Origin of the sequence: Kitasatospora sp. NPDC097691, from assembly GCF_040302665.1 — a bacterium.
In the GTDB taxonomy this organism is placed as follows: Bacteria; Actinomycetota; Actinomycetes; order Streptomycetales; family Streptomycetaceae; genus Kitasatospora.
This window is the reverse complement of the sequence record NZ_JBEORY010000001.1, coordinates 193,291-216,184: the sequence shown is the minus strand read 5'-3', so window position 1 is coordinate 216,184 and position 22,894 is coordinate 193,291. Positions and strand designations below refer to the sequence as shown.

The following is a 22,894-nucleotide window of genomic DNA, read 5'->3' as shown; positions in this document are numbered from 1 at the left end:
GAAGCTACCGGAAGGACCGCTCGATCGCGGTCCACAGCCGGGAGCGCGCCTGCAGCGCCGTGCGGACGGTCTCGGCGCAGGAGTCCCACTTGGCCTGGTCGTCGCCGCACAGGTCGATCAGCATCTGCATCGCCATCGGGGTGTGCTGCTCGCCGTCGACCTCGATGTGCCGGGCCAGGTAGTCCTTGAAGACCGTGAGCAGGCCGTCCGGGTCGTCGATCGCGATCACCTGGGCGAACATCTCGGGGATCAGGTCCTCGCGGCCGAAGGCGAAGGCGGCGGCCCGGCAGTGCACCGGGGCGTTCTCGATGACGGACCAGGTCGCACTCGTGAAGTCCACGGCCGCCTGCGGGACTTCGGCGGCCTTCAGCGCCTCCGGCACGGCGGAGCCGGTGCCCAGCAGGGCCAGGAACGCCTCCATCGGGCGCGGGTCGGCACCGGCCCGGCGCATCCCCTCCAGGTACAGCTCGAAGTGGCTGGTGTAGCCCTCGCCGAGCTCGTCGCTCTCCTCGACCAGCACGATCTCGTTGATCAGTCGCCGGCTGGCCGTCGGGCCGCTCGGCACCCACGGGACCTCGACGCAGGTCAGGTCGCGCTGCAGGCTCTTCAGCAGCGACATGAAGTCCCAGACGGCGAAGACGTGGCTGTTCAGGAAGGTGCGGACGCGCTCGATGTCGGTGAGCGCGGGGTACACGGAATGGCCGACCACCTCGCGGCGCAGCGGGTCGATGGCCTGCTGCAGGCTGGTCAGTCCGGGGTGCGAGCGGTCCCAGTGGTAGCGGTTGGCGGACATGCGGGCTCCTTGTCGGTCACGGGGGCGTGGCGGTCGCGGGGAGTGCTGTGGACGGGCTGTGGGACGGACGGGTGTCGGTCAGGGGTGCTTCATGACGGCGTACAGCGCGTGCCGCAGCTGCTCGCGGCTCGGCTGCACGGCCCGGTCGAGGACGGGGGCGAAGGGCAGGACGGCGCCGTCGGGCCGGGTGATCCGGCGCGGCGGGGCGATCAGGCGCATGTCTTCGGCGGCGGTGGCCAGGACCTCCGCGCCGAAACCGCAGCTGCGGTTGGAATCGTCGATCACGACCAGCCGGCCGGTACGTTCCAACGAGGCGGCGAGCGCGGCCCAATCCAGGGGGTACACCGTGCGCGGGTCGAGGACTTCGACGGAGATGTCCTCGGCGACCTCCTCGGCCACGGCGAGCGCGTCGTGCACCAGGTGTCCGACGGCGACCACGGTGACGTCGGAGCCCGGGCGGTGGACCCGGGCCCGGCCGAGCGGCACCGGGGCGAGCTCCCGGGTGACGGTCTCGCGCACCGGCAGGGCGGCGGCGGGCGCGAACACCACGACCGGGTCCGGGTCCCGGATCGCCGAGCGCAGCAGCCCGTAGGCGTCCGTCGGGGTGGCGGGCACCACGGTCTTCAGCCCGGCGTGCGCGAACAGGCTGTACGGGTGGTCGGAGTGCTGCCCGGCCCAGCCGTCCCGGGAGCCCGACCCGGGGACCAGGCAGGTCAGCGGCACGGCTGCCTGACCGCCGGTCATCAGCGAGAACTTGTGTGCCTGGTTGACCAGTTGCTCGAAGACCAGGAACAGCAGCGAGGGGATCTGGAACTCCAGCACCGGGCGCCGGTCGGCCAGCGCGGCGCCGACCGCCATCGCGGTGAAGGCCTGCTCGGACAGCGGGGTGTCGACGATCCGGCCCGGGCCGAAGCGGTCCAGCAGGCCGAGCGTCGGTCCGGCGAGGCCGGCGCCGATGTCCTCGCCGAAGACGCAGACCGCAGGGTCGGCGGCGAGTTCGTCGGCCAGCGCCCGGTTGAGCGCCTTGGTGTACGAGAGCCTGGTCACGGTGTCACTCCCGCCCGGGGCCGCAGCCCGTCGGCGTACAGGTGCTCCAACGCGCCCGCCGGGTCCGGGTGTTCGGAGGCGAGCGCGAACTCCTCGGCGGCGGTCAGCTGTTCGGCCACCGACCGGTCCAGCTCGGCGAGCGCCGCGGGGTCGACCAGGGCGGCGGCCCGGGGGAGCGGGTCGCGCCCGCGCCAGGCCTCGACCTCCTCGGGGGAGCGGTAGCGCAACTTCATCCGGCGTTCCATGGTGTGGTGGCCCTCGTAGCGGTAGGTGCGGCACTCCAGGAAGCCGGGGCCGCCGCCGTCGCGCGCCCGCTCGACGGCGCTCAGGGCGGCGGCGCGGACGGCCTCGGTGTCCATGCCGTCCACCTCCTCGGCGGGGATGCCGAAGGCGGCCGCCCGTCCGGTGGCGCTGCCCGCGACGGCGGTGGCGGCGGGCAGGGTGGTCGCGTAGCCGTTGTTCTCGCAGACGAACAGCACCGGGAGGCGCCACATCGCGGCGAGGTTGAGCGACTCCAGCAGCACACCCTGGTTGAGCGCGCCGTCGCCGAAGAAGGCCACCGCCACCGGGGTGCGCCCGGGCGGCCCCTGACCGGGCTGCGTCTGCCGGTGGGCCTGCGCCTGCTGACCTGGCTGTTCCTGCCGGTCCGCCTGCGCCTGCCGGGCCGCCCAGGCGGCGCCGACCGCGATCGGGGCGCCGGCGCCGACGATGCCGTTGGCGCCGAGGATGCCCAGCGAGACGTCGGCGGCGTGCATGGAGCCGCCCCGGCCGCCGTTCAACCCGCCCACGCGGCCGAGGAGTTCCGCGAGCAGTCGGTGCGGCGCGGCGCCCCGGGCGAGGACGTGGCCGTGGCCGCGGTGCGTGCTGGTGAGCCGGTCGGCCGGGCGCAGCGCCGAGCAGACGCCGACCGCGACGGCCTCCTGCCCGATGTACGGGTGGATGCCGCCGGGGATCGCGCCGGACTTCACCAGGCCGAGCGCCAGCTCCTCGAAGCCGCGGATCAGCCGCAGCATCCGGTAGCGCTCGGCAGGCGTGCCGAGCGGGGCCGGGACGCCCGGCGCGCGCACCGCCTCCGGGGGAGCGGTCACGGCCGTCCCCGCCAGACCGCCGGGCAGAACTGCGGGTCGGCGTAGTCCGGCCGGCCGTCGGCGGTGCGGCGCACCAGGACGTCGTGGTTGTACACCACGGGGTTGCCGTCCGCCCGGTCGTGCCGCCGGTACTCGTTGGCGCCGTCCTGCAGGTGCAGTGAGACGGCGCGGCGCGGGTGGGAGGCCAGGTTGGGGCCGCTGCCGTGGTAGGTGCGGCAGTGGTGGAAGGACATGTGGCCGCGCGGGATCGGCATCGCGACCTTGGTCACCTGCTGCCCGTTGTGGGCGGCGTTGGCGGCCAGGATGCCGTCCAGTTCGGAGCGGTCGCGGTCGGCGAAGTGCCGGGTGGAGTCCTCGCCGGAGGGCAGCTCGCGCCAGCGGTGGCTGCCGTCGACCATGGTGATGGTGCCGTTCTCCTCGCGGCAGTCGTGGAACGGGATGAAGGCGGTGAGCATCTCCGGGGAGGTACAGGTCTGCCAGTAGTGCTTGTCGAAGTGCCACGGCACCCGGTTGCTGGGCTCCTCGGGGACCGGCGGCTTGTAGATCAGGGTGGCCTGGAAGATCCTGATCTCCTCCGTGCCGGCGAGCAGTGCGGCCACCGCGCCGACCAGCGGCTTGCGCAGGGCCGCGCCGATCGCGTCGCTCTCGTAGTGCACGTAGTCGTTGTGCCGCTGGACGGGTCCGTCCGAGGGCTGCCAGGACGCCAACCGGGGCGGTCGGACGGGCAGTTCGCGGTCGCGGTGGCCCGCGTAGTACAGCTCGGTGGCGGCCTGCAGGGTGTCCAGTTCCTCGTCGCTGAACAGCCGGCGGGACAGGTACCAGCCGTGCTCGCGGTAGTGGGCCACTTCGTCGGGGGTGGGCAGCAGGGCGCGCTCGGCCTCGGTGAGCCGGAACTCGGCGGTCGTGGTCATGGTCGGCCTCCTTCGGAGGTGCGGGGTGGTCAGGCGGAGGCGGCGGAGCTGTGCCGTTTGATGGCCTCGTACAGGGCCTTGATGTTCGCGGTGCCGAAGGTGCCGGCGCCCTGACGCTCGATCAGTTCGAGGAAGTAGGTGCGCCGGGGGTGGGTCGAGCGGGCGAAGATCTGGAACAGCTGGCCGCCGTGGTCCTGGTCGACCAGGACGTGCAGGTCGCGCAGGGTCTCCACCGGGATGGCCGTCTCGCCGAAGCGCTCGGCCAGGACGTCGAAGTAGGCGCCCGGGGTGGTCAGGAACTCCACGCCGCGCGCGCGGATGGTCCGGACGGCGGTGGTGATGTCGTGGGTGCTGAAGGCGAGGTGCTGCACGCCGGCGCCGCCGTGCGCGGCGAGGAAGTCGTCGATCTGGCCGGGGCGGCGGCCGGGGTCGGGCTCGATCAGGGTGAAGGTGACGGCGCCGGAGGCGCTCTGCACCACCTTGGAGTCCATGGCCTGCTCGCCGACCTCGATGTACTCCTCGAAGATCGTGTGGAAGCCGAGCGCGGCCTCGCAGAACCGTACGGAGGGGGCGAGTTCGCCGGCCGGGAGGCAGATCGCGACGTGGTCGAGCGCGTCCAGCAGGCGCGGCTCCGGGGTGGGTTCGTCGGTGCGCGCGTCGGTGCGTTCGTCGCTGGGCCCGTCGGTGGGTCGGTCGCCGGGCCCGTCGGCGGGCAGCGGGACGAAGCGCAGCGCGGTGTCGCCGAAGCCGGCGATCAGGGCGCCGGCGCGGTCCAGGACGCGGGCGCCGTGCCGTTCGGCGCGCTCCAGCGCGGCCTGCGGGTCGGCGCAGCCCAGGGCGAGGACGGCGACGCCGTCCCCGTGCCGGGCGACGAAGTCGGCCACCGGGTGCTCGGGTTCGGCGGCGGAGGCCAGCTGCAGCCGGATGGTGCCCTGGCGCAGCTCGACGGTGCGGGTGCCGTCCGGCGCGGTGGCCGGGGCGTCGGCGGTGAAGCCGTAGTCGGCGCAGAGTCCGGCCGCGGCCTTGTCGGCGTCGGCGCAGTGGAACTCGGCGTGGGTGATGGTCTGGACGGACAACGGGATCTCCCCCCGGAGGGATGGCAGGTCGTGGGTCGGCGTACGGTCCGGCAGGCGGCTACCGGGCGGCCCGCGGCGCTGGGCCGAGGACGAGGCTGAGGTTGTGGCCGCCGAAGGCGAAGGCGTTGCTCAGCGCGGCGCGCACCGGGGCGGGCCGGGCGGCGCCCCGGACGTGGTCCAGGTCGCAGGCCGGGTCGGGGTCGGTGAGGTTGAGCGTGGGCGGCAGCGTCCCCCTCGCCACCGCCAGGGCGGTCACCGCCGCCTCCAACGCGCCCGCGGCGCCGAGGAGGTGGCCGGTGGCACCCTTGGTGGAGCTGACCGCGGGCGGGTGCGCGCCGAAGACGGCGTGCAGGGCCGCGGTCTCGGCCACGTCGCCGAGCTTGGTGCCGGTGCCGTGGGCGTTCACGTAGTCGATGTCGCCCGGGGCCAGGCCCGCGTTGGCGAGCGCGGCGCGCATCGCGTCGGCGGCGCCGGTGCCGTCGGGCCGGGGCATGGTCGGGTGGTGGGCGTCGGTGGAGGCGCCCCAGCCGATGACCTCCGCGTAGCCGGCGGCGCCGCGCGCTTCGGCGTGCGCCGCGCTCTCCAGGACGAGCACGGTGCTGCCCTCGCCGAGCACGAAGCCGTTGCGCCGGGCGTCGAAGGGCCGGCTCGCCTGCTCCGGTTCGTCCCAACCCTGGGCCAGCGCGCGGGCGTTGGTGAAGGCGGCGGCGATCGTCGGGTGCAGCGAGGACTCGGTGCCGCCGCACACCACCACGTCGGCGTCGCCGGCCCGGATCAGCCGCAGGCCCTCGGCGATCGCCTGGGCGCCGGCCGCGCAGGCCGTCACCACGGCGGAGCTGTACCCCCGGATGCCGTGCTTGATGGCGACCCGGGCGGCGGCCATGTTGGAGAGCATGCCGGGCAGCAGGTACGGGCTGACGCCGGGGCGGCCGCGCTCCAGCCGGCGGTGCGACTGCTGCTCGAAGGTCTCCAGCCCGCCGCCGCCCGTCGCCAGCACCACGGCGGTGCGGTGCGGGTCGGCGTCCCGGCCGACCACCAGGCCCGCGTCGGCGAGCGCGTCGTCCGCGGCGGCCAGGCCGAGCAGCACGAAGCGGTCCACGCAGCGGGTTTCGGTGGGCGGCAGCACCTCCCGGCCGTCCACGGCGGGGGCGATCCCGGCGGCGGGCAGCCAGCCGTGCGCGGTGTGGCCCTCGGGGACGGCGCGGATACCGGAGCGGCCGGCGGTCAGCGCCTCGAACACCTCGGCGGGCTTGCGGCCGAGCGGGGTGACCAGGCCGATGCCGGTGACGACGGCGCCCCCGCGCCCGGTCACGCGCCCACCGCCGCGAGGTGGCGCTGCCGCAGCAGGACCTTGCGGACCTTGCCGGTCGGGCCGAGCGGGATGTCGTCCCCGGAGACCACCGACACCCGGCGGACGGTCGCGGCGGTGGGCCCGTCCAGGGCGGCGAGGACGGCCCCGGTGCGGTCGACCGTCGGGTCGGCGCCCTCGGTCAGGAGGAGCAGGACGTCGGTGACCACCCGGTCGCCGTCCCGGAACGCCACCACCGTGCAGTCCAGCACGTCCGGGTGGGCGGCCAGCACCCGTTCCTCCGACATGGCGGTGAACAGCCGTCCGCCGTCGCCGAGTTCGACCGAGTCGACGGCCCGGTCGACGTGGTAGTAGTAGCCCTCCTCGTCCCGGTACATCAGGTCCCCGGTGAGGAAGCGGCCGCGGATCCGGGTGCGGAAGGTGGTGGCCGAGTCGTTCCAGTAGCCGAGCGCCAACGTCGGTGAGGCGGTGGCGAGTTCGCCGACCTCGCCGGGGCCGAGCGGCTCGCCGTCCGGGCCGAGCACCGTGCAGTCGACGAAGGCGTGCGGGCGGCCGACGCAGCGGCCGTAGCGTGCGGTGCCGGGGCCGTGGGTGATGAAGAAGTGCGAGTGGCCCATCTCGGTGGAGCCGAGGCCGTCCACGAACTGCGAGCCGGGGACGCGGGCGCGGCCCGCGCGGGTGACGGTCTCCCGGCTACCGGTGGCGATCAGGCGGCGGATGTGCACCTCGTGGGCGCAGTCGCCGGTGTTCCACCAGAGCGCGACGGAGGTGAGGTCACGGGCGGTGAGGTCGTGGCGGGCCAGGTCGGCCCAGGTGGCGGCGAAGCCGACCACCCCGGTGGGCCGCCACCGCTCGATCGCCGCCAGGACGCCGTCACCGGACTGCCGGGACAGGAAAGCGAGTCGGGTGTGCGAGCTGAGCGCGAGGTTGAGCGCGATCAGGGTCGCGGCGTGCGGCGCGGGCAGCGCGCTGAGCATCCGGTCCTGGCCCTGCGGGCGGGGCAGCCTCAGCCGGTGGCGGATCGCCGCGTACAGGCTCGCGTGCGAGTGGACGACGGCCTTGGGCATGCCGGTGGTGCCGGAGGAGTGGGTGATCGCGACCGGGTCGCCGGACCAGTGCCGGTACGGCTCCGGGGCGTCGTCCGGGTCGCCCGCGCCGAGGGTGCCGATCTCGGGCAGCAGGGGCGCGCCGGGCTCGTGACCGGCCAGCGCGGCGAGGTGGGCCGGGTCGGCGAGGACCCCGGCCGCGCCGAGGCGGGCGATGTAGCGGGCGGCGCGCTCGCCGTCCAGGTTCGGGTTGAGCAGGGCGGGGATTGCGCCGAGCCGGGCGAGGGCGAGGAAGGCCAGCACGTGGTCGGCGGCGTCGCTCGCGTAGACCACGACCGGGTCGCGCCGGGTGATGCCGAGCGCGTGCAGGGCGGCGGCCCGGGCCCGGACCGCCCGGTCGAGCTCGCGCAGGGTGAGCGGCTGCCAGGCCGGGTGGTCGTCCACCGGGGTGTCGAAGGTGAGCAGCGGCTCGTCGACGTCCAGCCCGAGCGCGATCCGGGCGGTCAGGACGTTGCCGGCGCCGACGTCGGGGTCGTCCGCGAGCAGGGTGCGGAGACTGCGGATGGTCACGGGGGTGGATCCCTCCCTCGGGGCCGGTGGACGGCCCGGGCGGCTGATCGGATGTGGCAGGGGCGGTCGGCCGCACGCGGGCGGCGGGGGTCGGGCGGCATGGGTCGGTCGGTCGGCCGGGCGGCGGCGGCCGGGCAGGGGCGTCCGGCGTCGGGTCCGTCCGCTCAGGGGCGCTCGGGACGGTCAGCGGACTCATGGAGTTCAGGGCGTTCAGGCTGTTCAGGCCGTCAGGCCGTCGGGCCCGCGAGCAGTACGGCCGCGGCGTGGTCGCCGTCGGGCGTCTGCTCGGCGGCGACGACCAGCACCCGGTCGGCGTCGCCGTCGGCGAGCAGCAGTGCGGCGAGCTCGTACGCCTCCGCCGGGACCCGGCCGGGTTCGGCGGCGGCCGGGCAGATCGCCACGACGGGGCCGGTCAGGCCCCAGCGGGCGGCGATGTGCCCGAGGACGGCGTTGGGGTTGGACTGGAAGAACAGCAGTGGGCCGGTCCGGCGCCCGGGTTCGGCGCTCTGCTCGATGGCCCGCGCGGTGGCGAGGTCGCCGCTCGCACTGGCCAGCAGCAGGGCCGTCCGTCCGGGGGCGGGTGGCGCGCCGTGGTGCCGGCGCAGGCAGCGGTCGGCGGTGTCGGCGACCAGCGGGTTGAATCCGGAGGCGGCGAAGCCGGGCAGTGGTGGCGGTGGCCCGGCCAGGCCGGGGGCGGGGCGGCGGGCCTCGGCGAGGACCCGCAGGCCGTGGGTGTCGTCGGCAGCGGTGGTCATGGTGGTGTCGGTGTCATCCGGGGGCCAGCAGCAGCGCGGTGTTGGCGCCGCCGAAGGCGGAGTTGAGGCTGAGCGCGTAGGCGGGGCGGGCGGTGCGCGGGCCGTCCAGGACGAGGTCCAGGCCGACGTCCGGGTCGGGGCCGAGCCAGCCGGCGTTGACCGGGAGCAGGCCGGTGCCCAACGCGCCGACGAGGACAGCGAGTTCGAGTAGGGCGGAGGCCTCCAGGGCGTGGCCGTGCACGGACTTGCTGGAGCTGACCGGCAGGTGCTCGGTGTGCGGGCCGAACACCCGCCGCAGGGCGCGGGCCTCGGCCTGGTCGGACAGCGGGGATCCGGTGCCGTTGGCGTTGACGTAGCCGATCTCGGCCGGCGCGACGCCCGCGCGGGCGAGCGCGGCCTCGATCGCGCGGGCCACTCCGGTGCCGTCCGGTTCGGGGCGGCAGACGTGGTGGGCGTCCCCGGCTCGGCCCCAGCCGGCCAGCCGGGCGAGCGCGGACGCACCGCGCCGTTCGGCGGCCGCCGCGGCCTCGACCACGACGGCGGCGGCCGCGTCGCCGAGCAGGGTGCCGGTCCGTCCGGCGCTGAACGGGCGCAGCTCGCCGTCGCGGGCCAGCGCGCGCCCGGCGTCGAAGACGGCGAACACGCCCGGTTCGACCAGGTGGACGGCCGCGACCAGGACCCTTTCGTGCCGTCCGGTGGCCACCGTGACGGCGGCATCGGCGACGGCGGTCGCGGCGGCCACGCAGGCGCCGGTGTACACCCGGGTGACGCCTGCGGCCGTCCGGTCGGCGCGGAGCCCGGCGGCCACCGCGTCGACGGTGGCGCGGGTCCGCTCGTCGCTGTGCAGGGCGAGCAGGACGGGCAGCTCGCTGCCCTCGGCGGTCAGACCGGCCTGCCGGCAGGCCTGGGCGATCGCGTCGAGCAACGCCGCGGCCGAGGCAGCCGCCGGCTCGGAGCCGGACAACAACGGGGAGCCGGACAACGGTGCGCCGGCCGGCAGGGCGCCGGGCAGCAGCGCGGCCCGCCCGGTCCGGCGGGCGCTCACGTCGAAGCGGGTGACCGGGCCGAACGCCGCCTTGCCGTGCGCGGCGGCGTCGGTGAGCTTGGCGAGCCCGCGCCCGGCGGCGCTGAGCACACCGACACCGGTGACCACCGGCCCTGCCCCGCCCGGCGGTCCGGACGGTCCCAGTGGCTCGGGCGGCACGGGCGGCACGGGCGGCTCGGGCGGCCCGGGCGGCCCGGCGCCGGTGGCGACGCCGCTCACGGCTGGGCGCCCGCGGGCTCGGCCGGACCGGCGCGCTCGGCCAGGACGGCGTCGCGCAGCAGGGCGGTCGCGTCGTCGACCGTCCGCACCGCACCGAAGCGCTCGTCGTCCAGGTCCAGCTGCAGGCCGTAGCGCTGCTCGAACTCGGCGACGAGCCAGGTGAGTTCGAGCGATCCCAGTTCCTCGGGCACGGTGTCGGCGGCGCGCTGCCCGAACGCCGCCAGCATCGTGAGCACCTCGGCCCGGTCCGGTAGGTCGTCCGGACGCGGGGTGCCGGTCACGCGGCGCTGCCGGAGGTGGCGGCGAGGGCGTCGATCCGCCGGGCGACGTCGGCGGTGAACTCGTCCAGCGTCATCATCGCCGTGGTCTCCATCTCGTCCAGGTCGAACTTGATCCCGTACTCGTCCTCGACCTGCACCGAGAGGTCGGCCAGCGCGAGGGATTCGAGGTCCAGCCCGGCCGGGCCGAGGTCGGTGTCCCCGGTGACCTCGGAGACGTCGTACTGCATCTCGGTCAGGGCGGCGAGGACGAACGCGCGGATGCGGTCCTGCATGGGTGGTGCTCCTTGTCGGGGTTCTGGTGCGTACGTGCGGGGGTGCGCGGCCGTGCGTGGTTCAGCGTGAGCCGGCCGCGCCGGCCGTGGCGGTGTCGCGCAGGGCGGCCGGGTCGCGCAGCAGCTTTCCGGTGGCGGTGCGGGGGAGGGCGGGGAGCAGGGCGAGGCGACGCGGCCGCTTGTAGGCGGCGAGGCGGCGCTCCAGTCCGGCCCGGAGCAGGGCGAGGTCGGCGTCGGGTTCGGTGGCCAGGTAGGCCTCGATCGCGCCGTCGTCGAAGACGACCACGGCCTCGCGGACCTCGGGCAGTGCGGTGAGGGTCTGCTCGACCTCGGTGAGGTCGACCTTCAGGCCGCCGATCGACACCTGGGAGTCGAGTCGGCCGAGCACGGTGACCAGGCCGTCGGCCTCGTCCAGCTCGGCCGCGTCCCGGGTGTGCAGCCAGCCGTCCGACCAGCGCGTCGGGTCGTCCGGTCCGGGGTAGGGGGAGGACGCCGCGCCGAGCTGCAACTCGCCGTTCACCAGGCGCAGTCGCATCCCGTGGACGGGGCGCTTGGCCGGGTGGAGCGTGCCGTCGAGGTCGGTGGCGATGACCCCGGTCTCGGTCATCCCGTACATGGTGCCGAGCGGGACGCCGTAGCGATCGGTGAACAGCGCGGGCAGGCCCGGGCGGACCAGTTCACCCGCGACGATCATCCGTCGCAGCCGCGGCAGCGCCGGGGGAGCGACCGCCCCCGCCAGCAGTTCGGCGTGGAACGGCACCCCGACGACGGTGGTCGGCCGGTCGGAGCCGGCGACCGCGGCGAGGATGCCCGCCGCCGTCATCCGCTCCGGCACGGTGAGCGCGGCACGGGCGTACAGGCCGTTGAGCAGCCCGCCGACCAGACCGAGCACGTGCACGACCGAGGAGAGCAGGACGACCCGCTCGCCCTCGCCGGGGAACCCCACCAGCCTTCGGTAGCAGTCGAGTTCACGCAGCAGGTCGGTGGCGGTACGGGCGATGACCTTGGCCGGACCGGTCGATCCGGAGCTGAGCTGGATCAACGCGTGCCCGGTGCGGGCCAGTCGTCCGTCCGGCAGCGGGACGGCCACCGGCTCTACCTCGGAGAAGCCGCGCAGTGCCGCCGCGGGCCGGTGGGCGGAGCCTACCAGCACCTGCGGGGCCAGCCGCGCCACCGCCGCGTCGATCTCGTGATCGGTCAACCGGTGGTCGAGCAGGGCGACTTGGGCGCCCAGCCGCCAGCATGCCAGCAGTACGGCGACGAACGCCACCGAGGGGGGCAGCCGCAGCGCCGCCGTCCCGCCGGGGCCCAGCCCGGCCGCCGCCAGCCGCACGGACTGCTCGTCGACCAGGGCGCGCAGGGCGTCCCGGTCGAGCGGGGCGCCGAGGTGCAGGCACTCCTCGCCGCCGGGGCCGGCCAGCAGCAGGCGGTCGACCCAGTCGTCCGGTGCGTCGCAGTGCGGCGGTGTCGCGGAAGGCGGAAGTGAAGAGGAAAAGCCGGTCAACGCGGCTCCACACAAGTGAGGGGATTTGACATGAACGCCGTTCACAACCAAAGCGGTCAATTCCGTTGCCAGACCATGGCACAGACGTTTGGTCAAATCAAGGTCTATACCAATGTGGCTGTTGCTCCTACGCTGCCGAACCGGGACTGGCCCGCGCGTGGCCGTCCGGGAACGAGGAACGCCCGTGGGAGTACTCACTCTGGCCGGGATCGAGCGCACGGCGCGCGAACAACTTCCCCCGGAAATCTGGGATTTCATCGAAGGCGGCAGCGGCGCGGAACGCACCCTGGCGGCAAACCGGGAGATGTTCGGGCGCTATGCGCTGCGTCCGCGCACCCTGGTCGACGTCTCCGCCTGCGATCCGGCGCTGACCCTGCTCGGCACACCGCTCGCCCTCCCGCTGGGGATCGCCCCGATGGCCTACCACCGCCTGGTCGACCCGGAGGGCGAGGCCGCCACCGCGCGCGCCGCCGGCCGCGCCGGCGCCCTGCTGGTCGCCGGGATGTTCGCCAGCCGCACCCTGGAGGAGATCGCCGAGGCCGCCACCGGCCCGCTCTGGCTGCAGCTGTACTGGCTGCGCGAACGCGCCGTCCTCGCCGCCCTGGTGGAACGCGCCGAGGCGGCCGGCTACCGCGCACTGGTGCTGACCGTGGACGCCCCCCGGATCGGCCGCCGGCTGCGCGACCTGCGCAACGGCTTCGCCATCCCGACCGCCGTCCGCGCGGTCAACCTGGACCCGGCCCTGATGGCCGCCAGTCACCGGGCCGCGAACGGAAGTTCGGGCATCGCCGAGCACGCCCGCGAGCAGTTCGACCCCACCCTGAGCTGGGGCGACCTCGCCTGGCTGCGCGGGCGCACCCGGCTGCCGCTGGTCCTCAAGGGCATCCTCACCGCCGAGGACGCCCGGCTCGCCGTCGAGCACGGCGCCGACGCCGTCCTGGTCTCCAATCACGGCGGACGCCAACTCGACGGAGCCGTACCAGCCCTGGCCGCCCTGCCCGAGGTCGTCGAAGCCGTCCCCGCCGACCTGCCCGTCCTGCTCGACGGCGGTGTGCGCACCGGCGCGGACATCGCCGTCGCCCTCGCCCTCGGTGCCCGCGCCGTGCTGGTCGGCCGTCCGGCGTTCTGGGGCCTCGCCACCGACGGCGAGGCCGGCGTGCACCGGGTGCTCGACCTGCTGCGCGAGGAACTGGAGCACACCATGGCCCTGTTGGGCCGACCCCGGCTCGCCGACCTGGACCGCACGGCCCTCGCCCCCTGGCCCTGCGCCCCCTGGCCCGGCGCCGTCGGCTGAACCGCGCGACACCCGCACCACGTACCTTCGAGAGAGAGACCCGGATGACCGAGCAGACCGACCGATTCCCCGGCTGGGACTGGGACGACCCCGACGGCCTGGCCGCCCGCCTGGACGCCTTCAGCGCGCAGGTCGCCACCTGCGAAACGCTCGAAGCGCACCCCGGCGGACTGCCGCACGACCACCCGGACTTCCGTGAACTCGGCGTCACCGGAATCGAGTTCGCCGCATTCCGGACCGCCCACCCGCACGGCCTCGGCACCGACCTCGGCGCCCTGCGCACCGGACCCGGCAACGGACCGGAGGCCACCGCCGAGCCCGGCACCCTGTACCGAGTCGACGGCGACCGCTGGTTCACCCGGCTCGACATCGCCGAACCGCTGCCCTTCGCCGACGCCAGCGTCGACTGGGTGTACGCCGAGCACCTCATCGAGCACGTCACCATGCCCGTCGCGGTCGGCTGGCTGCGCGAGGCCCGTCGGGTGCTGCGCCCCGGCGGCGTCCTGCGCCTGACCACCCCCGACCTCGCCCGCTACCTGGTCGGCTACGCCACCGGCGACGGCTTCCTCGCCAAGCACCGCCGCCGCCTGACCACCCTCGGCTTCGGCCCGCCGATGCCCGCCCGCCCGGCCTTCCTGGTCAACCAGATCTTCCGCCACTTCGGCCACCAGTGGATCTACGACCTGGACGAGCTGCGGCACGTCCTCACCCTGGCCGGCTTCGCACCCGGGCAGATCCGCCCCTGCGCCTACCGGCAGGGCGCCCGGCCGGACGTCGCCGACCTCGACACGGCCTTCCGCACCGACGAGACCATCTACGTCGAGGCCGACCGCTGACCGCCCGCCGACCACCCCGGCCGGCCGCCCGACCACCCCGCTGAACCGCCCGCCTCCCACCGACCCCCCCGCCGCTCCAGAACGGGACCACCCATGCCCCTGCACCCCCAGGCCGAGGCCCTGCGCGCCCGGCGCGCGAGCAGCGGCGCACCGCCGCTCTACACCCTCACCCTCGCCGAGGCCCGCGCCGCCGACCTCGCCGACATCCGCGCCGCGGCCGGCACCCCCGAGCCGGTCGCCGCGGTCGAGGAACACCGGATCAAGGGCCCCGACGGCGAACTCGCCCTGCGGCTCTACCGCCCCGAACCGCCCGGCCGCGCACTGCCCGCCCTGCTCTACCTGTTCGGCGGCGGCTGGACCCTCGGCTCGCCCGACACCAGCGACGCCGTCTGCCGCCGGCTCACCAACGCCGTCGGCTGCGTCACCGCCTCCGTCGGCTACCGGCTCGCCCCCGAACACCCCTTCCCCGCGGCCCTGCACGACTGCCGGGCCGCGCTCCTGCGCCTGGTCGAACGCGCCGAGGAGTTCGGCATCGACCCGGAGCGCCTGGCGGTCGGCGGCGACAGCGCCGGCGGCAACCTCACCGCCGCCCTGACCCTCGTGCTGCGCGCCGACGGCGGCCCCGCCCTGCGCCACCAACTGCTCGTCTACCCCAACACCGACCACCGCGCCGACACCCCCTCGCTGCGCGAACACGACGACCCGCTGTTCTTCAACCGCCGCTCCGTCGCCTGGTACTGGGGCCACTACCTGGCCGACCCGGTCGACGGCACGTCCCCCTACGCCTCCCCGCTGCGCGCCGCCACCCTGGCCGGCCTGCCGCCCGCGACCGTCCTCACCGCCGAGTACGACCCGCTGCGCGACGAGGGCGAGCAGTACGCCGAGGCGCTGCGCGCGGCCGGGGTCCCGGTGGAACTGCGCCGGTTCCGGGGCGTGCCGCACGGCTTCTTCGCCATGACGGGCACCCTGGACGCCGCCGCCGAAGCCCAGGCGTACGCCGCCGAGCGGCTGCGGGAGGCCCTGCGGTGAGGCTCCCGCTGGAAGACCTGCACGCCTCCCTCGCGGACCCGCTGCTGGACGCGATGACCTTCCTCAACGAGGTCACCACCCGCTACCCCGGGGCCGTCTCCTTCGCCCCAGGCCGCCCCTACGAGGGCTTCTTCGAGCCCGAGGACGTCCCGGCCCACCTGGACCGCTTCCTCGCCCACCTCGTCGGGCGCGGGCTCGACCGGGACGCCGTACGCACCGCGCTGTTCCAGTACGGCCCCACCAAGGGCATCATCGCCGACCTCGTGGCCCGCACCCTCGCCAACGACGAGGGCCTGACCGTCGACCCCGAGTCCCTGGTGCTCACCGTCGGCGCCCAGGAGGGCATGCTGCTCACCCTGCGCGCGCTCTGCGCGGGCCCGGACGACGTCCTGCTGGTCAGCTCGCCCTGCTACGTCGGCGTCACCGGCGCCGCCCGGCTGCTCGACCTGACCACCCGGCCGGTCCCCGAGGGCCCGGACGGCGGACCCGACCCGCAGGCCGTGCTCGCCGCCGCCCGGGCCGTCCGCGCCGAGGGGCGCCGCCCGCGCGCCCTCTACGTCGTCCCGGACTTCGCCAACCCCTCCGGCACCAGCATGCCGGTCGACGCCCGCACCCGGCTGCTGGAGGCGGCCGCCGAGGAGGGCGTCCTGGTCATCGAGGACAACCCGTACGGCTTCTTCGCGCGCACCCCGGGCCTGCGGCCCACCCTCAAGGCGCTGGACCGCCGCGGCCAGGTCGTCCACCTGGGATCCTTCGCCAAGACCTGCTTCCCCGGCGCCCGGCTCGGCTACGTCGTCGCCGACCAGGAGGTGGCCGGCCCGGGCGGGCGCAGCAGTCTGCTCGCCGACGAGCTGGCCAAACTGAAGAGCATGACGACGGTCAACACGCCCGCGCTCAGCCAGGCCGTCATCGGCGGCATGCTGCTGGCCCACGACTGCCGCCTGCGCGCGGCCAACGCCCGCGCCACGGCGCACTACGCGGCCGGCCTGGACACCCTGCTGCGGGAGCTGGACCGGCACTTCCCGGCCTCCGAGCGGCGCCGCCTGGGCGTCTCCTGGAACCGGCCGGACGGCGGCTTCTTCGCCGTGCTGACGGTGCCCTTCACCGCCGACGACGCGGCGATGGAGCGCTGCGCCCGCGACCACGGGGTGCTGTGGACACCGATGGCGCCGTTCTACCCGGCGGGCGGTGGCGAGCACCGCCTGCGGCTCTCCATCAGTTCACTGACGCAGGCTCAGATCATCGACGGTGTCGCGAAGTTGGCGGCCTTCATCACCTCCTGAGCGTCGCGCACGCCGACGGGGCCCGGCTCGCCGCGAGCCGGGCCCCGCCCTGTGCCGTCTCCGTGCCGGTCCGGGCGACCGTCTGGGCGCCAGGCTCAGCGCCCGGCTCAGCGCACCCGGGTGGAGAACAGCCGGGCCGACCAGTACACCGCCAGTGCGGTCATCACCACGACCACCAGCAGCCCCTGCCAGACCGCGCTGTCCCCGGCGTGCCCGGAGAACAGCGCGCGCATGCCCTCCACCGCCCAGTAGAAGGGGTTCCACCGGGCGAGCTGCTGCAGCCACTCCGGCGCCAGGGTGAGCGGCAGCAGCACCCCGGACAGCAGCGCGATCGGCTGCGCGATGGTGTTCACCACCGGCGCCATCGCCGCGTCGGCCGGCACCATCAGGGCGATGCCGAAGGAGATCGCCGAGGTCATCAGCGCCAGCAGCCCCAGCAGCAGGTAGGCGAGCAGCAGGTTCAGCGGGCTCACCCGCAGCCCGAACGGCAGCGCGATCAGCGTGATCAGGACGGCCTGCACCAGCAGCGCCACCATCTCCCGCAGCGCCCGTCCGAGCAGCAGCGCCAACCGGCTCACCGGGGTCACCCGGGAGCGTTCGATGATCCCGGCCTTGAGCTCGCCGAGCAGGCTGAAGCCGGTGAACAGCCCGCCGAAGATGCACAGCACCGCCAACAGGCCCGGCACGTACACCTGGTAGGCGTCGGCGTAGCTGTTCGCGCCCTCGGGGGCGAGTACCTTCTTCAGGAGCGGGGCGAACAGCAGGAGGTAGAACAGGGGCTGGATGATGCCGACGGCGATCCAGACCGGGGTGCGGATCATGAGCAGCAGCTGGCGCTGGAAGACCAGCCAGGTGTCGCGGGCGAGCTTCACGGTCTCCCCAGGGGGTCGTACGGGGCAGGGTGGCGGGCGCGGGTCAACGGGTGTCGGCGCGGGTCAGGACTGGCGCAGGGAGCGTCCGGTGCGGGCCAGGAACACGTCGTCCAGGCTGGGCCGTTGGAGCTGGACGGTGCCGGGCGTCACGCCCGCCGCGTCCAGGGCGCGCAGCAGCTGCGGGACGGCGGCGGCGCCGTCCTCCAGGTACAGCCGCAGCCCCTGGTCCCCGTCGGGCTCCAGCCGGTGCAGGTACGGCTGCGGGCGCAGGACCTCGGCCGCCCGTTCGGCGGCGCCCTCCCCGGCGTCCAGGCCGACCAGGACGACGTCGCCGGAGATCTCCCGTTTGAGCGCCTCGGGGGTGCCCTCGGCGACGACGTGGCCGTGGTCGACGATGGCGACCCGGTCGCAGAGCGCGTCGGCCTCGTCCAGGTAGTGCGTGGTGACCACGACGGTCATGCCCTCGGTGCGCAGCCGGCGGATCTCCTCCCAGACGTGCGCCCGGCTGGCCGGGTCCAGTCCGACCGTCGGCTCGTCCAGGAACAGCACCCGCGGCCGGTGGATCACCCCGAGTGCGATGTCCACCCGGCGGCGCTGGCCGCCGGAGTAGGTGGCGCACGGCCGGTCGCCGAACTCGCCGAGGTCGAAGGCCTTGAGTGCGTCCTCGGCGGCCCGGACGGCCTGTGCCTTGGCCGCGCCGTACATCCGGCCCTGCAGCACCAACTCCTCGCGGGCGCTGACGTTGTCGGTGGTGCCGCCGCCCTGGGCGACGTAGCCGATCCGGCGGCGGACCGCGGCCGGGTCGGTGAACAGGTCGGCCCCGGCGATGACGGCCCGGCCGCCGTCGGGGCGGATGAGGGTGGCCAGCATGCGCAGGGTGGTGGTCTTCCCGGCGCCGTTGGGGCCGAGGAAACCGTAGATCTCGCCGGCGGCGACGGACAGGTCGATGCCGCGCACGGCGTCGACGGTCGGGCTGTCGCCGCTGCGGCGGGAGGTCTTCTTGCGGTAGGACTTGCGCAGTCCCGTGGTCTCGATCAACCGGAACTCCCGTACGGGGATGGGCCGCCACGGCACCTGGGAAGGCGGTGCTCGGCACCTGCGGAGGGCGGTGCTGCTGCGACACCCTAGGGCGAACTCCGGCCCGGAAACAATGGCCTAGACCAATGGACGTGTGATCTCCGGTTCTGCTAAGGGGACTTCCGGGCCGGCCCGGTCAGCCGAGTGCCTCCAGCCGGTCCGCGGCGGCCGGCGCACCGCCGCCGGCCAGCAGGTCCGTCCCGACCCGAACCGCCGCGTCCCGATGGCCCGTTGTCCCCAACACGGCCCCCAGTGCGTCCGCCAGCCGCTCCGGGGCGACCCGGGCGAACGGCACCCGGAGCCCGGCCCCGGCCGCCGCCACCTGCGCGGCGACGAACGGCTGGTCGTGCCGGATCGGCGCGGTGACCAGCGGCAGACCGTGCGCCAGGGCCTCGCCCACGGTGTTCATCCCGCCGTGGCACAGCACCGCGTCCAGCACACCGCGCGCCATCAGCGCCGGCACCGGCGCCCGGTCCACCGCGACGGCCCGCGCCGGGAGTTCGGGCAGCAGCTCGGGCGGCGCCGCGAACACCGGCTGCACGTCCTCGCCGCACAGCTCCAGCGCCCGTGCGGCCCGGGCGAGGAAGTCCGCGCCCAGCTCCCCGGCCAGCGTCCCCATGGTGACCAGCACCCGCCGCCGGCCCGGCAGCAGCCGCTCCCACGGGAACCCGGGATCGTGCGGCCGCGCCGCGATCACCGGCCCGACCTGCGCGTGATGCGCCGGCGCGGCGCGGCCGGTCAGCGCCGGGCCGGTGGTGGCCAGCACCAGCGCGGGCGAGAAGCGCGGGTCGACGTACTCCTCCGCCGGCAGCCGGGCGCGCTCCCACAGCCCGCGCAACAGGCCGGTCATCCACGCCTCGACCTGCGGCAACGCGCGGTAGGGCCGGCCCAGTTCCATCGCCCCGGGCGCGAAGCTCGCCCACGGCAGGCCGTGCCGGTGCGCGACCAGCGCGCCCGCCGGGGTGTGCTGGTCCACCAGCAGCACGTCCGGCCGGTACTCCCGCACGACCGCGTCCAGCGGCTTCGCGGTGAACCGCGCGTACGGGACGATGAAGCCCTCCCAGAGCGAGCGCAGCGCGGCCAGCCCGTGCCCGCCCTGCGCCCGGAACGCCCGGGTGCCGGTGCCGAGGACGCGGGCCCCGTCGCCGAGCAGCGGGCGCAGCACGGACTCCGTACCGGTCCAGGCGACCGCGTGGCCGCGCGCGGTCAGTTCGGCGGCGATGCCCGCGGCCGGGTTGACGTGTCCGGTCAACGGGGGCATCACCAGCAGGAACCGGGTCACCGGGCGCCGTCCTCGGGGAGCAGTCGCTGCAGGTCGGCGACGGTCAGTGCCTCCAGGCCGGCCAGGTCCAGCCCGGCACGCAGCGCGGCCAGGTCGGCGGCCGGGCCGAAGCGTTCGCGCAGGCGCTCGGCCAGCGCGGCGAGTTCGGCCTCGTCCAGCAGCAGGTCGCCGTCCAGCCGGGCGTCCGGGGTGACGTGGCGCGCCCAGCCGGGCGGCGCGCCGGCCACCTCGACCACGAGGGCGACCAGCTCCGGATCCAAGGGCTGGGCGGATGGCGGGCGTTCGGGATGCGACATCAGGGATCTCCCACCTGCTCGACGGCGCGGGGGTGAACGCGACCGCACCGGAGCGCAGTTGACGGCTTCCGGAGCGCGGTCGCAAGGAGGTTCGAGGACGGGCCCCGGGCCCGGTCTCGGATTCGAGATCACTTGTGCGACCCGGCGGGCGTCGGAATACTAGCCCGCGTGACCGCACTGGAGGCAGTGGCCGTTCACCTCCCCCCACACGCCGTCCCCATCGAGGCGGTGGGCGAGCGCATCGGCCTGACCCCACGTCAACTCCGTCTCTTCCGCCGCTTCCACGGCCTGGACCAGCTGCGTCTGGATCCGGCCGGGACGCTGCCCGACCTGCTCGAAGCCGCCCTGGCCGGCCTGCCGGAGCTGCGCGGACGCGAACGCGACATCCGCTTCGTGATCCACGCCCGCAGCATGCCGGTGGCGGTGCCCCACCCGCTCAACCCCCTGCACGAGCTGCTCGCCGCGCGCGGCCTCGGGCACGCCAACGCCTTCACGGTGACCCACCACGCCTGCGCGGTGGGCCTGCTGGCCATCGACCTGGCCGGCCGCGTGCTGACGTCCGACCCCGACCCGGCGGCGCTCGCGCTGGTCCTGGCGGGGGAGAAGACCTTCACCAGGGACGCCCAGGTGGTGCCGGAGACCGGCATCTTCGCCGAGGGCGCGGCCGCCTGCCTGGTGAGCGCCGGGGGCGAGCGGCACCGGGTGCTCTCCTTCGCGGTGCGCCAGCGCCCGGAGTACGACGGCCGGTTGGCCGAGGACCCGGACCTGCTCGCCCGCTACCAGCGCGAGTACCCGGACGTCATGGTCGAGGCGATCGAGGCCGCCCTCGACCGGGCCGGCCTCGGTCTCGGTGACCTGGCCGCGATCCTCCCGCACAACGTCAACCAGGCGTCCTGGCGGATGATCGCGCGGCGCATCGGCTACCCGGTCGAGAAAGTCGTGCTGGACAACGTGCGGTCGGTCGGGCACAGTTTCGCTGCAGACGGCCTCATCAATCTTCACACCGCCATCACGCGGGGGCTGCTCCGCCGCGGCGACCGCTACCTGATCGCCGCCGCCGGTGTCGGAGCCACCTTCTCCGCGATGGCGATGCAGTGCTGACGACCTGCCGATGATCTGCCGACGACCTGCCGGGTGACCTGCCGGTTGCCGGTCGGCCGCCCGGGATCGTCGGCCACACCCCAGAGCCCTCCGGGCGCACTTCCCACGTACGACGGGACGGTACCCCCATGTCAGAACCCGTGGTCCAGACCACTGACCCCGAGCTGCGCGAGCGCGTCCTGCACGGCATCGGCGAACTCCTGCCGCGCGTCCTCAAGCGCGAACTGCCCGAGATCCCGCAGGACGCCTGCCTCTTCGACGACCTCGGCCTCACCTCCGCCGGCACCATCGAGCTCATCCTGGAACTCGAGGAGTCGCTGGACATCCAGGTGGACGTCGAGCAGATCACCGAGGACGACCTGCGTTCGGTCACCAGGCTCGCCGACTACGTCGCCGGGCACGTCATCCCCGAGGACTGACCGGGTGCCCCCCGGCCCCTGCGGCCTGCGGATCACCCGGGCGCTCGCCCGCCGCTTCGACGGCCGCTCGGAGACCTCGCTCGACCCGGACCTGCGGGTGTTCGTCTCCGATCTGGTCCGCCCCTACGGCCTGCCGCTGCGCGAGGACCTGCTGCGCGAGGGCGTCGGCCACTCGTACGAGGAGCTGGCCGCCGGACTGCTGCGCGAGGCACTCGCCGAGGACGAGCCGGTGGACCTGCTGATCCTCGCCTTCGACACCCCGGACGTCCGCCCCGGCGCGCCGTCCTCGCTCGCGCTCGGCCGGTCCGTCCCGGGCGAGCCGCTCGCCTTCGCCATCTGCGACCAGGGCACCGCCGCGGCGTTCACCGCGCTGCGGCTGGCCGCCGACCACCACCGCACCGGCGCCTGCCGTCGGGCCGTGGTGGTGCTCGCCGAGCAGACCGCGCTGCACTACCGGCCGTCGGAGCCGGTCCCGTTGCCGGAGCGGCACGCGGCGGTCGTGCTGGTCTGCGAGGAGGCCCCCGGCGCCGAGCTGGCCGTTCGTCAGGCCACCGGTGCCGGTCCGCCGGAGGACGCGGTGCGGGCACGGGCCGCGGAGCTGGGGGCGCGGGCGGTGGTCGTGCGCGACGGCGGCTTCGACGCCGGGGAGCCGCCCGCCCAGCCCTTCACCGGTCTCTGGGCTCAGCTGGCCGGACACCTGCCGCGGTGGCGGCGGGAGGAGCGGCCGGTCCTGCTCGCCGGGTACGACCGGCGACTCGGGGTGCTCAGCACGGTGGCGCTGTCATGAGCGGGGCCCCGGGCGAGGTCGAGTGCTGGCTCATCGACACCGGCCCGCCCGCGGAGGTCGTCGCGGACCTGTGGCAGCTGCTCGACCCGGAGGAGCGCGCGCGGGCCGACGGCATGGACCCGGTGCTGCGTGACCGCTTCACCGTGGTGCGCGGCGCCGTCCGGCGGGTGGTCGGCGCCCGGCTCGGCCGGCCCCCGGCCGGGGTCCGCTGGCAGCGCGGCCCGAACGGCAAACCCGAGGCCGCGGACGCCGGTGGCCTGCGGGTCAGTTGGTCGGCCTCGGGCGAGCTCGCGGTGCTGGCCCTGGCCGAGCAGCGGGCGGTCGGCGTCGACGTCGAGCGGCTCCACGAGGTCCGGACGGCCGAGCGGATGGCCGCGCGCTGGTTCCCCTTCGAGGAGCAGCGCTTCGTCGCCGAACCCGGCGAGCCGTCCGAACGGGCGGCCCGCTTCACCGGGCTGTGGTGTCGCCGCGAGGCCTGCGTGAAGGCGTACGGCGGGCGGCTGGCGCAGTCCTTCGGCGTGTCCGTGGTGGGTCCGTCCCCGGTGCTGGTGGCCGACCCCGGTGGGCTCGGCGTCGGTCCGGCCACGGTCTGCGACGTGCCCGTCCCGGGGCCGTTCCGGGCTGCCGTGGCGCTGCTGGGCGAGTCGCCGTTACATGTCAACCCTCTCGTCTGGCAGTCGAGTTGACGGATGACTGGATCCG

At 75.1% G+C, this 22,894-nt stretch carries 24 protein-coding genes; 8 read left to right on the top strand and 16 right to left on the bottom strand.

Annotation, left to right across the window (positions count from 1 at the left end):
* Window positions 1-4: 4 nt before the first annotated feature.
* The 12 genes from ABTY56_RS00900 to ABTY56_RS00845 all read right to left on the bottom strand — a co-directional run bounded on the left by ABTY56_RS00900 (window position 5) and on the right by ABTY56_RS00845 (window position 11,916).
* Window positions 5-793: a DUF3050 domain-containing protein gene (locus ABTY56_RS00900; protein ID WP_350625059.1), complete on the bottom strand. Its 789-nt coding sequence runs from the start codon at window positions 791-793 to the stop codon at window positions 5-7.
* Window positions 794-871: 78 nt separating this feature from the next.
* Complete coding sequence (locus ABTY56_RS00895; RefSeq protein ID WP_350625058.1) at window positions 872-1,840, bottom strand: alpha-ketoacid dehydrogenase subunit beta; 969 nt, start codon at window positions 1,838-1,840, stop codon at window positions 872-874.
* Window positions 1,837-2,928, bottom strand: coding sequence for a thiamine pyrophosphate-dependent dehydrogenase E1 component subunit alpha (locus ABTY56_RS00890; RefSeq protein ID WP_350625056.1), 1,092 nt, complete (start codon window positions 2,926-2,928; stop codon window positions 1,837-1,839). The genes ABTY56_RS00895 and ABTY56_RS00890 overlap by 4 nt, the downstream gene beginning before the upstream one ends.
* On the bottom strand, window positions 2,925-3,839 hold the full coding sequence (locus tag ABTY56_RS00885) for a phytanoyl-CoA dioxygenase family protein (protein WP_350625054.1): 915 nt from the start codon (window positions 3,837-3,839) through the stop codon (window positions 2,925-2,927). The genes ABTY56_RS00890 and ABTY56_RS00885 overlap by 4 nt, the downstream gene beginning before the upstream one ends.
* A gap of 29 nt (window positions 3,840-3,868) precedes the next feature.
* Window positions 3,869-4,915 (bottom strand): 4-hydroxyphenylpyruvate dioxygenase, encoded by a 1,047-nt coding sequence (hppD, locus tag ABTY56_RS00880; protein ID WP_350625052.1) that lies wholly within the window; start codon window positions 4,913-4,915, stop codon window positions 3,869-3,871.
* Between the two features lie 58 nt (window positions 4,916-4,973).
* Window positions 4,974-6,227, bottom strand: coding sequence for a beta-ketoacyl-[acyl-carrier-protein] synthase family protein (locus tag ABTY56_RS00875; RefSeq protein WP_350625050.1), 1,254 nt, complete (start codon window positions 6,225-6,227; stop codon window positions 4,974-4,976).
* Window positions 6,224-7,840 (bottom strand): class I adenylate-forming enzyme family protein, encoded by a 1,617-nt coding sequence (locus ABTY56_RS00870; RefSeq protein WP_350625048.1) that lies wholly within the window; start codon window positions 7,838-7,840, stop codon window positions 6,224-6,226. Before ABTY56_RS00870 ends, ABTY56_RS00875 begins: the two co-directional genes overlap by 4 nt.
* Before the next feature lie 227 nt (window positions 7,841-8,067).
* Window positions 8,068-8,595 carry a hypothetical protein gene (locus tag ABTY56_RS00865; protein ID WP_350625046.1) on the bottom strand — a complete coding sequence of 176 codons (528 nt, stop codon included), beginning with the start codon at window positions 8,593-8,595 and terminating at the stop codon, window positions 8,068-8,070.
* A 13-nt stretch (window positions 8,596-8,608) separates the two neighbouring features.
* Window positions 8,609-9,748: a beta-ketoacyl synthase N-terminal-like domain-containing protein gene (locus tag ABTY56_RS00860; RefSeq protein WP_350625044.1), complete on the bottom strand. Its 1,140-nt coding sequence runs from the start codon at window positions 9,746-9,748 to the stop codon at window positions 8,609-8,611.
* Between the two features lie 107 nt (window positions 9,749-9,855).
* The gene (locus ABTY56_RS00855; protein ID WP_350625043.1) at window positions 9,856-10,140 is read right to left on the bottom strand and encodes an acyl carrier protein; all 285 of its coding nucleotides are present in this window, start codon (window positions 10,138-10,140) and stop codon (window positions 9,856-9,858) included.
* Window positions 10,137-10,412 carry a phosphopantetheine-binding protein gene (locus ABTY56_RS00850; RefSeq protein WP_350625041.1) on the bottom strand — a complete coding sequence of 92 codons (276 nt, stop codon included), beginning with the start codon at window positions 10,410-10,412 and terminating at the stop codon, window positions 10,137-10,139. The genes ABTY56_RS00855 and ABTY56_RS00850 overlap by 4 nt, the downstream gene beginning before the upstream one ends.
* Window positions 10,413-10,473: 61 nt before the next feature.
* The gene (locus ABTY56_RS00845; protein WP_350625039.1) at window positions 10,474-11,916 is read right to left on the bottom strand and encodes a class I adenylate-forming enzyme family protein; all 1,443 of its coding nucleotides are present in this window, start codon (window positions 11,914-11,916) and stop codon (window positions 10,474-10,476) included.
* A 184-nt stretch (window positions 11,917-12,100) separates the two neighbouring features.
* Here ABTY56_RS00845 and ABTY56_RS00840 point away from each other — a divergent pair, with 184 nt between their 5' ends.
* From ABTY56_RS00840 to ABTY56_RS00825, 4 genes are all read left to right on the top strand, one after another.
* Window positions 12,101-13,210: an alpha-hydroxy acid oxidase gene (locus ABTY56_RS00840; protein WP_350625037.1), complete on the top strand. Its 1,110-nt coding sequence runs from the start codon at window positions 12,101-12,103 to the stop codon at window positions 13,208-13,210.
* A gap of 44 nt (window positions 13,211-13,254) precedes the next feature.
* Window positions 13,255-14,046 (top strand): class I SAM-dependent methyltransferase, encoded by a 792-nt coding sequence (locus ABTY56_RS00835; RefSeq protein WP_350625035.1) that lies wholly within the window; start codon window positions 13,255-13,257, stop codon window positions 14,044-14,046.
* 93 nt (window positions 14,047-14,139) lie between these two features.
* Window positions 14,140-15,075, top strand: coding sequence for a LipP1 family hormone-sensitive lipase (gene lipP1, locus ABTY56_RS00830; RefSeq protein ID WP_350625033.1), 936 nt, complete (start codon window positions 14,140-14,142; stop codon window positions 15,073-15,075).
* Window positions 15,072-16,358, top strand: coding sequence for an aminotransferase-like domain-containing protein (locus tag ABTY56_RS00825; RefSeq protein ID WP_350625031.1), 1,287 nt, complete (start codon window positions 15,072-15,074; stop codon window positions 16,356-16,358). Before lipP1 ends, ABTY56_RS00825 begins: the two co-directional genes overlap by 4 nt.
* A 107-nt stretch (window positions 16,359-16,465) precedes the next feature.
* On the opposite strand, the gene ABTY56_RS00820 is transcribed toward ABTY56_RS00825, so the two are convergent.
* The 4 genes from ABTY56_RS00820 to ABTY56_RS00805 all read right to left on the bottom strand — a co-directional run bounded on the left by ABTY56_RS00820 (window position 16,466) and on the right by ABTY56_RS00805 (window position 19,885).
* Entirely contained in the window at window positions 16,466-17,230 is a 765-nt protein-coding gene (locus tag ABTY56_RS00820) for an ABC transporter permease (protein ID WP_350625029.1), read from the bottom strand.
* A gap of 63 nt (window positions 17,231-17,293) precedes the next feature.
* On the bottom strand, window positions 17,294-18,268 hold the full coding sequence (locus ABTY56_RS00815; protein ID WP_350625027.1) for an ATP-binding cassette domain-containing protein: 975 nt from the start codon (window positions 18,266-18,268) through the stop codon (window positions 17,294-17,296).
* Between the two features lie 175 nt (window positions 18,269-18,443).
* Entirely contained in the window at window positions 18,444-19,589 is a 1,146-nt protein-coding gene (locus ABTY56_RS00810) for a glycosyltransferase (RefSeq protein ID WP_350625025.1), read from the bottom strand.
* On the bottom strand, window positions 19,586-19,885 hold the full coding sequence (locus ABTY56_RS00805; RefSeq protein ID WP_350625023.1) for a hypothetical protein: 300 nt from the start codon (window positions 19,883-19,885) through the stop codon (window positions 19,586-19,588). Before ABTY56_RS00805 ends, ABTY56_RS00810 begins: the two co-directional genes overlap by 4 nt.
* A gap of 168 nt (window positions 19,886-20,053) precedes the next feature.
* Between ABTY56_RS00805 and ABTY56_RS00800 the strand changes: the two genes are divergently transcribed.
* The 4 genes from ABTY56_RS00800 to ABTY56_RS00785 all read left to right on the top strand — a co-directional run bounded on the left by ABTY56_RS00800 (window position 20,054) and on the right by ABTY56_RS00785 (window position 22,878).
* A complete protein-coding gene (locus tag ABTY56_RS00800; protein ID WP_350625021.1) occupies window positions 20,054-20,986 on the top strand; it encodes a 3-oxoacyl-[acyl-carrier-protein] synthase III C-terminal domain-containing protein in 933 nt (310 codons plus the stop codon).
* 128 nt (window positions 20,987-21,114) lie between these two features.
* The gene (locus tag ABTY56_RS00795) at window positions 21,115-21,405 is read left to right on the top strand and encodes a phosphopantetheine-binding protein (protein ID WP_350625019.1); all 291 of its coding nucleotides are present in this window, start codon (window positions 21,115-21,117) and stop codon (window positions 21,403-21,405) included.
* A gap of 4 nt (window positions 21,406-21,409) precedes the next feature.
* Entirely contained in the window at window positions 21,410-22,192 is a 783-nt protein-coding gene (locus ABTY56_RS00790) for a hypothetical protein (RefSeq protein WP_350625017.1), read from the top strand.
* On the top strand, window positions 22,189-22,878 hold the full coding sequence (locus ABTY56_RS00785) for a 4'-phosphopantetheinyl transferase family protein (RefSeq protein WP_350625015.1): 690 nt from the start codon (window positions 22,189-22,191) through the stop codon (window positions 22,876-22,878). Before ABTY56_RS00790 ends, ABTY56_RS00785 begins: the two co-directional genes overlap by 4 nt.
* The last annotated feature ends 16 nt before the right edge of the window (window positions 22,879-22,894 follow it).